At 37.7% G+C, this 5,572-nt stretch carries 5 protein-coding genes; 1 reads left to right on the top strand and 4 read right to left on the bottom strand.

Translation table 11 applies throughout. The features are described from left to right. Positions 1 to 148 precede the first annotated feature (148 nt). The 3 genes from P9B04_RS13365 to P9B04_RS13355 all read right to left on the bottom strand — a co-directional run bounded on the left by P9B04_RS13365 (position 149) and on the right by P9B04_RS13355 (position 2,733). Positions 149 to 619, bottom strand: a complete 471-nt coding sequence (locus P9B04_RS13365) for a hypothetical protein (protein WP_342055487.1) — start codon at positions 617 to 619, stop codon at positions 149 to 151. A gap of 1 nt (position 620) precedes the next feature. After that, positions 621 to 1,283 (bottom strand): hypothetical protein, encoded by a 663-nt coding sequence (locus P9B04_RS13360; protein ID WP_342055486.1) that lies wholly within the window; start codon positions 1,281 to 1,283, stop codon positions 621 to 623. Between the two features lie 232 nt (positions 1,284 to 1,515). After that, a complete protein-coding gene (locus P9B04_RS13355; RefSeq protein ID WP_342055485.1) occupies positions 1,516 to 2,733 on the bottom strand; it encodes a hypothetical protein in 1,218 nt (405 codons plus the stop codon). Positions 2,734 to 3,043: 310 nt separating this feature from the next. Between P9B04_RS13355 and P9B04_RS13350 the strand changes: the two genes are divergently transcribed. Beyond that, the gene (locus tag P9B04_RS13350; RefSeq protein WP_342055484.1) at positions 3,044 to 3,886 is read left to right on the top strand and encodes an Rpn family recombination-promoting nuclease/putative transposase; all 843 of its coding nucleotides are present in this window, start codon (positions 3,044 to 3,046) and stop codon (positions 3,884 to 3,886) included. A 446-nt stretch (positions 3,887 to 4,332) separates the two neighbouring features. On the opposite strand, the gene P9B04_RS13345 is transcribed toward P9B04_RS13350, so the two are convergent. Next, positions 4,333 to 5,337, bottom strand: a complete 1,005-nt coding sequence (locus P9B04_RS13345; RefSeq protein ID WP_342055483.1) for a tetratricopeptide repeat protein — start codon at positions 5,335 to 5,337, stop codon at positions 4,333 to 4,335. Positions 5,338 to 5,572: the final 235 nt, after the last annotated feature.

Below are 5,572 nucleotides of genomic sequence, written 5' to 3'. Positions count from 1 at the left end.
TCGCTCCTTATTTATACAGACTCTTCGAGTCCAGCAACGGAAAATTTACAGGTGGAACTTTTTTGGAGAAGTAAACCAGCTAAATAAAATAACCAAGTTAGTGGGCTTTGTTGATAAAAAATGACCTTTCATATGAATTCTAGTGATGCTAATTATGGATTTCTATACAAGGCAGTGTTTTGGTTAGTTCCTGAAGCCGCCCCCAGAAATATTGAGTTGGCTTGGCTGCCATTCTTTGTTGTTCCCATAAGTCTTTAGCTTCTTGTGCTGCTGTTTTTCCTGCTTCTGCGTGTAAGCGATCACAATCACACTCAGATAATTGAGCAGCCAAGTGATAGTGAAAAATGGCTTGTTCAAACTCTCCTGCTGTTTCATAATCAAAGGCTTGGCGAAAGTGTTTATCTAGTTCACTCTCGGAAGCAGTTGGCTCATCAGAAGGGTTAAGAGGCCGTTTAATCTCGCTACAAGGTTGAACCACCCCTTCTTTGAGAAGAGGAACAGGACTCGAAGCCTCTCCATAATCTTGCTCAGACAAGAGATTACAGGAGGTGGCTATCACTGTTATTAAAATGGTCAATCTCTTCAACATCCCCAACCCTCTTAAGCTAAGTGCGAGCATTCTATGCTGTCGCTCCAGCTTTATCTAGTGCCTCCTCAAACTCCTTGGCATAGTTTTCTATCAAACTTGCTTTATCGAGACCGTTAATGACTTTTCTGGCATGGTAGTAATCGACTATTTGTCCCTTATCTGGATCGCCAATATAGTTCTTCAAGGCTTTACCCGTGAAGATTCCGTTAAACATTCCGTAAAACATAATAACGGCGGCATATCTATCATCTTTCACAGCTTCGGGATCAGTGGTGAAGTCGGGACTACCAGGATAAAACCCCCGTACAATAGGAGTCATGGCTGTGTAATTTCGCCGTCCTGTTAACTGGACGTAACCACGACCACGAAATCTTGGGCCATCATCGGGCTGACCACCATAAGCCGGTCCATTCCCTAAATCTTTTCTATTACAGTATCGGCGAAAATACTCAAAGCTTCCATATTCGGTAATGGGTTGCATCGTCCGTGCTGTTTCGTGAAAAGTTGTGGCTAACATATAGGCCAGCCATCCAATGCTGCGAATATCCCAGTTTACCTTAAAATCCCCTGTAGGTTGTACAGGTGGATCTTCCCAAAAATTGAGAATTGCCTCCATTCCGTCCACTTGACCCTGAGTCAGTCTTCCGCCAAATACGTCAGCTCGGACATCATCGTAAAATACTGCTCTATCCATCAAAAACTTTCTCCCTTAATTAAGTATGTTTAGCACAAAATTGTTGATTTATTTCTAATAATTGAGTTTACTGACCAGATAAATCATAACTTGTTCATTCCCCACCTAAGTGTCTATCAGTCACAAAACTTTGCGAAAATTTCCTCACTCGATTTGGTTGATGATTAGATGTTTTCGGTTCTACCGAACTTACTGTGTGATAGCTATAAAGATTTTTGGCGATCGCTTTGGCTCAAATAAATTCACCGAAATGGGCAAATTTTTGCAACCATGCCTGTGCATCTTGGTAAAACTCAAATTCTTGTTCAAGTTGTTTAAATTCAGGAGTATGAATCCTTATTTGTCCATTAACCCATTTTTCTGGGCAATGTTTGTGCAATAATTCGTGATATAAAATAAATTCGACTACAAAAGAAGGAATGTTGTTATCATCAAGAGTTAAACTAATGACAACACGATCTCGACTTGGTTCATAATGTCCAAATTTTCGTCGGGTTAAAGATTGACTCCAACTTAACCGAGGCTTACTCAGACCATTGTTAAAATACTGGCGATTAATTTTCTCAAATAATAAATCGAGATCTAAAAATTGTCCTTGAGGGTTATCGGCTTCAATTTCCGCACTTAAATCTAATTCTAAAAGAATATCGCTATATTCTTCCCCAACAGCATATTGTTTAATAATTTGAGTGTTTTTGGCTGTTTTTCCGTCAAATATACTTTTTATGATGGCTGTAATAATTTCTTCAGAAGCAGTAATAAAACCTTCATTGAGGATAATATTATGATGATAGCGTTCCGTTTTGCCTTTGTAAAGACTAGACATATTCAGAAAACTAATAAATATCTTTTCATTTTTAATTAACTTATTTTTAGAGATTTTTTGAGAAATTTTTAGAGTGTTTTGAGTGGCTATTAAATGTTTTTTCAACCATGAGGGATGAGTTAAAAATTTCATCCAAGCATAAATTTTACGAGAAGAATTACTCAGAGCGGTGAGAGGAGCTTGATTAGTTTGACAAATATGTTCAATGGCAGCAACGTTGCTATTTAACTTGTGGAGTAGTCGGTCAAAATTACCAGGGTTAGAAGAATTATAAGAGTTAAAAATGTCTTCTAAAATAATTTTTTGTTGTTTGACAATATTTTTTAAGCGAAGAGTAGATGATGGTTGAACAGTCCGTCGGAGTTGGGTTTGAGATTCACTCAAGATAATAGGCAAATGATCTAAATCAATTTCCTTGAGAAAATAGTAGGCTTTGCGTGAACGACTCAGTAAGTGATCTGGGTGAGTACCAGCTTCAGCACAGATATTTTCAATAGTTTTAAGATTATTTTGAATGTATTGTTTAAACTTCTCCTGTTCGTTGGGGTTAATGCCTATCTGGAGGATATTATGAACTGTGGTTGCTATTTTTACAATACCTCTAATACGAATATGGTTTGTCATTTTTCCCTTTAAGGTTACGATGGACGGTTACAGCCTTCATTAATACTCTTATATTTTCATTGTAAATCGGCACTAATTTGCAAGTCAACAAGGTTATCCAAGCTTAATTAGCCAAAATTAACCAGAGAAAAAAAGTGATTTAGTTTAACTTTTAAGTGAAAAATTAACCTTAATCTAAACTGTTTTAACAACTAAAATTAATCTTAATAATATCATGTTTTATTAAGATTAATGTCTTGAATAAAATAAGTTAGATTGATATAATAAAGAGAGAAAAAACATCATTTTACTAATAGTGATTTGAGCAATTGTGAAAACAGATAGTATATTTTATCGAATCTTTCTTGACTATCCCCGAAGCTTCTTCGACTTAATTGGAGAAGTGTCAGCCCAAGAAGATAACTACAAATTTTCATCCATTGAAGTCAAACAATTGTCTTTTAGACTTGATGGTTTATTTCTGCCTACTCAAGAAAACTCTAATCAACCTCTATATTTAGTTGAGGTACAGTTTCAACCTGATGAGGATTTATATTATCGGTTATTCTCAGAATTTTTCCTGTTTCTTAAATACTATAAACCTCCCTATCCTTGGCAAATGGTTGTGATTTATCATAGCCGTAAAATAGAGAGAGAACAGTCTATCCATTTTAGGAATTTACTCAACTTAGAGGAAGTGAGTATAATTTACTTGGATGAGTTAGGAGAAGAGGCTAAAAATTCTCTAGGAATTGGCATGATAAATCTTGTGGTAGAATCAGAAGAAAAATCTGTACCACAAGCTAAAAAGTTAATTGAAAAAGCCCAAAATCAATTGCGTGATGAAGGCATTAAACGACAGTTAATTGATTTAATTGAAAGTATAATCGTTTATAAATTCCCACAAAAAAGTCGGGAGGAGATCGAAGCCATGTTTGAACTAGCTGATTTAAAAAAAACTAAGGTTTATCAAGAAGCTTTAGGCGAAGGTGAGCAAAAAGGTGAAGTAAAATTAGTATTAATGCTTCTCAATACCCGTTTCCAAGACCTATCACCGGCCTTGACCGAGCAAATACAAGGATTATCCACTGAGCAGTTGGAGAACCTAGCAAAAGCTTTGTTAAACTTTGGTAGTGAAGGGGACTTAAGACAGTGGCTAGAGCAACATGGTTAAGTTCGACGGCGATCGCCTATAAATTGAGTGTGTAGTGTGAAGGTATTTGAATTTTTGATCAGCACTAACTTCACAGAACAGAGTCATGGCAAGGATTGGGGGGAAGTCAAGGAAAAGACGGGGGCATAGAGATTTCCCCGACTAACCAAAACTCAGTAGATCGCCTCTTCCAAGGAAAGATCCCCCACTGAAAAACTAAGACACTTCAGAGAGAACGATGTTACGGAACTGCGCCTCACCACCAAGGTTATCAACAGTGTCATTATCATTGAAGAAGACAAGGCGATCGTACTCCCCAGTGAAATATTGACCAAGGCTGATGCTGTAATCTTTCCAGCCATCAACGGCTTGGGCATCGTTTAAGCCTTGATAATCATTGAACTCAGGTTACTAATATTAATAATGTAAGTCTCACTATCTTATACTTATAAATAATGTCGATGGGGTTAATTTACTGATTCTAAGATATAAGTATTGATATTTCTCACCGCTTGAGTAGCATATTCGTCATTAGGTTTAACTTGTAATGCTTGCTCAAAATAAGTTAAAGCCTGTTGAAAATGATGTTTTTGGGTGGCATCGTACCCCAAGCGCATATATTGATCATACAATCGCTCATTATTTGATTGAGCTACCTCAGATGTTTGCTGATTTAGGTTATGTTTCATATTCCAGAAGGCAATAGTGGCTAAACGATCATGGGGTCGTTCAGACAATGCGCTACGAAAATAATCCGCTGCCATAAGATGATTATTTTCTTTAGCTGCACCATAGCCTAAGCGCATATAACGATCATAGGAGGATTCTCCTACGTAATGATTATCGGGCAGATTAACAGCGAGGGCTTCAACATCTCGGAGACTTTCTCCTTTTTCCCCGGCAATGTACGATGAGACGTTACGGATTGCCTGAGTAGCAAAATAATCTCCTGGTCTTTGTTTCAAAGCGCGATTAAAATTAATTAAAGCTGATTGATAATCCCGTTGATTGGTTTCGTCGTATGCGAGTCTCATAAAGCGATCATAATTACTTTCGGGAGGGGTTCGATCTGATGGACTTATGGTATTATGCAAGGCTTTACGAGCATTCCAGTAAGCGATAGTGGCTTCGCGATCTTCAGGACTGTAAAACAAAGCATCTCGAAAATAATCAACAGCACTATGATAATCTTTGCGCTCCATAGAGGCAAAACCTAGTCTCATGTAGGTATCATAAGGATTTTCTTCCTGGGGAACTTGAGAAAGAAGGGATGGATTGTCTCTGTGTTGAGCAGTAGTAATCAAGAGACTAGATGAGCCTATTGAGGTAGTGGGAACAGATGAAAGGGAAAGAGTTATTCCTAACTCTGGTGGCGATGAAGTTTTAGCCATGTCTGAAGCAAAAGCTGGTGTAAGAAATCCAGCAAAAGTTAGACAAGATAAGCCAGCCACAAAAAGACTTTTAGTTTTCATGATTAATTCCTCCTATTATCGCGAGATTGGTTGATGTGTTTGTTCTTCCTTTGAGACACTTTGAAGGTATCCGTCGGAGTTATCAACGATAAGTCCTTCGGTTATTGAAAAAACAGTGCAAAATGGGGTAAGAAGAGGAATTCAAAGAACAATATCCGATTCCATTAGAGATATTTTTCGGTGACACTCCTCCCGACGCTGAGCCAGTGGGTACAGCGCGGGCTTCCCTACCTCA

Source organism: Crocosphaera sp. Alani8, from assembly GCF_038442745.1.
Classification (GTDB): Bacteria; Cyanobacteriota; Cyanobacteriia; order Cyanobacteriales; family Microcystaceae; genus Crocosphaera.
The sequence above is the reverse complement of the archived record's forward strand: the minus strand, read 5'-3'. Positions and strand labels throughout refer to the sequence as shown.

Coding starts and splice junctions, on each gene's coding strand:
- P9B04_RS13365 (WP_342055487.1), bottom strand. CDS start 619: ATGCTCGCACTTAGCTTAAGAGGGTTGGGGATGTTGAAGAGATTGACC.
- P9B04_RS13360 (WP_342055486.1), bottom strand. CDS start 1,283: ATGGATAGAGCAGTATTTTACGATGATGTCCGAGCTGACGTATTTGGC.
- P9B04_RS13355 (WP_342055485.1), bottom strand. CDS start 2,733: ATGACAAACCATATTCGTATTAGAGGTATTGTAAAAATAGCAACCACA.
- P9B04_RS13345 (WP_342055483.1), bottom strand. CDS start 5,337: ATGAAAACTAAAAGTCTTTTTGTGGCTGGCTTATCTTGTCTAACTTTT.